This is a genomic window from Micromonospora sp. NPDC003776 (assembly GCF_053605645.1).
This window is the reverse complement of sequence record NZ_JBSGJR010000875.1, coordinates 1-1,856: the sequence shown is the minus strand read 5'-3', so window position 1 is coordinate 1,856 and position 1,856 is coordinate 1. Positions and strand designations below refer to the sequence as shown.

At 67.6% G+C, this 1,856-nt stretch carries 1 protein-coding gene; it reads right to left on the bottom strand.

What is annotated here, in order from left to right:
* Positions 1-26: 26 nt before the first annotated feature.
* Positions 27-1,802, bottom strand: coding sequence for an IS1182 family transposase (locus ACWEVO_RS35970; protein WP_452311858.1), 1,776 nt, complete (start codon positions 1,800-1,802; stop codon positions 27-29).
* Positions 1,803-1,856 lie beyond the last annotated feature (54 nt).

Sequence of the window (1,856 nt, the reverse complement as noted above, 5' to 3'; positions counted from 1 at the left end):
TGGATCCTGCTGGCTTATTGGCGGGTTCATGCGGCTAGGGCGAGGCGGGCGAGGTGGCTGGTGCGGGTTCGGTCGAGGGGGTGACCGTTCCAGTAGGCGGTCAGCCGTATGAGGTTGATCGCGACGGCGCTGAAGACGTTTTGCAGGTGGGTTTTGTCCACTCCGCGGTAGCGGGCTTGGCGTATACCGGTGACGTTGACGGCTTGGCTGATGGTCCCTTCGACGCCGGCGCGTCGGGCGTATTTGGTCTGCCAGGCCTTGGTGTGCTGCTCGGCGCGGGCCAGTTGTATCGCGTGGTGGACCTCGCGGGGACGCACGGACAGCTTGCGGCCGGTGCGTCGGTCGGTGGTGCACTGCTGGCGCACGGGGCAGGGGCGGCAGGTTTCCCGGGCGAAGCGCACGACGATGACGTCGCTGCCGCGTTGGGTGGTCGGGCTCCAGGTGGTGCTGGTCTGATCCTGGGGGCAGGTGGCGCGTTGGTTGTCGAAGTCGATGGTGAAGGCGGTGCTGTCGAAGCCGGCTGCTGCCCGGGCTTGAATGGAGTTGTTGGTCCGCAGCGGGGTGACCAGCGTGATGCCGTAGCGGGCCGTGGAGGCGATGACCAGGTCGATGGAGGGATAGCCGGAGTCCAGGTAGTGCTCGTGCGGCAGCAGTCCGCGCCGTTGCAGCCGGTCGTGGATCGGGGTGGTCATCACCGTGTCGTTGACCGTCGCGTCGGTGGTCATCACGTTGGTGATGATGTTGGGCGGCTCGATGACCGGCGTGTCAGCGCTGTCGGTGGGGCTGGCGGGGTCGTTGCAGGTTTCGCTGAGGTGGACCTTGTAGCCGTTCCAGGGTTTGCTGGCGCCGCGTGTGGTGCACCACCGGGCGTCTGTGTCGTAGGGCGAGGTGAGGCGACGCCTTCCCGGCGGGAGACCGTCTACCTTCGCCTCCCGCCGTCTGACCACCTCCCGCCCGTGCTCATCGTGCCCGCGCACGTAGTTCTGCAGCAGCACCACCCGCAGCACTTCCACGGCCGGCAACTGCGCCAGCCACGGCGGCGCAGACGGGCCGTAGACCGCCGTCAGCAGCGCGAACCCATCACTGCCGTACGTGTTCGCCAGCTCGGCCCGTGCGGTCTGCGACGACGGCAGTCGCCAGTCGTGCACCCGCTGCCCATACCGCCTGCTCCAGGCCGGCACGTCGATGACCTGCGCCACCCAATCCGGCGCCGCCGCGGCCAGGGCCTCCAGACAGGCGCGCACCGACTCCCCGGCCAGCTCCAGCCGGCTGAGATCCCGCACCGCGGCCACCACGTGGGTGGCGTCCGTGCGCTGCTTACCACCGGCTGCCAGCAGCCCCTCATCAACCAGCCTGGCTAACAGCAGGTCAAGGACCCGTTCCTCCAGGCCATGGGCGATCACCCGGGACCGGAACTCGCTCAAGACCGAAGCGTCGAAACCGGTGTCAGCCAGATCCAGCCCCAGCGCGTACTTCCACGACAACTTGTCCCGCACCGCCTCGGCCGCCTGCCGATCGGTCAAATTCTCCACCAGCTGAAACACCGTGATCAACGCCAGCCGCCCCGGAGACCAACCAGGACGGCCACGGACCCCGAACGCCGCACCGAACTGCTCATCAGCGAACAGCTCACCCAACTGATCTCGCACCACCACCGGCAAGGGCGCCTCACGCCCGGCATACATCGCCCGAATCGCCGCAGCCACCTGCTCATCAGGCTCGGGCCACGGCCGCGGTTGCATCGACATCACACGACCCGTTTCCGCGGCTGCAGAGGGGAACGAAGCCGCAAAATCGATCATGCATCCACGGCTAGGCAGCAAGCGCCGCAACACACCCAATTAGCCAGCAGGATC

What these genes read in the sequence shown, in the direction of transcription:
- ACWEVO_RS35970 (WP_452311858.1), bottom strand. Translation starts at nt 1,802, where the DNA reads ATGATCGATTTTGCGGCTTCGTTCCCCTCTGCAGCCGCGGAAACGGGT.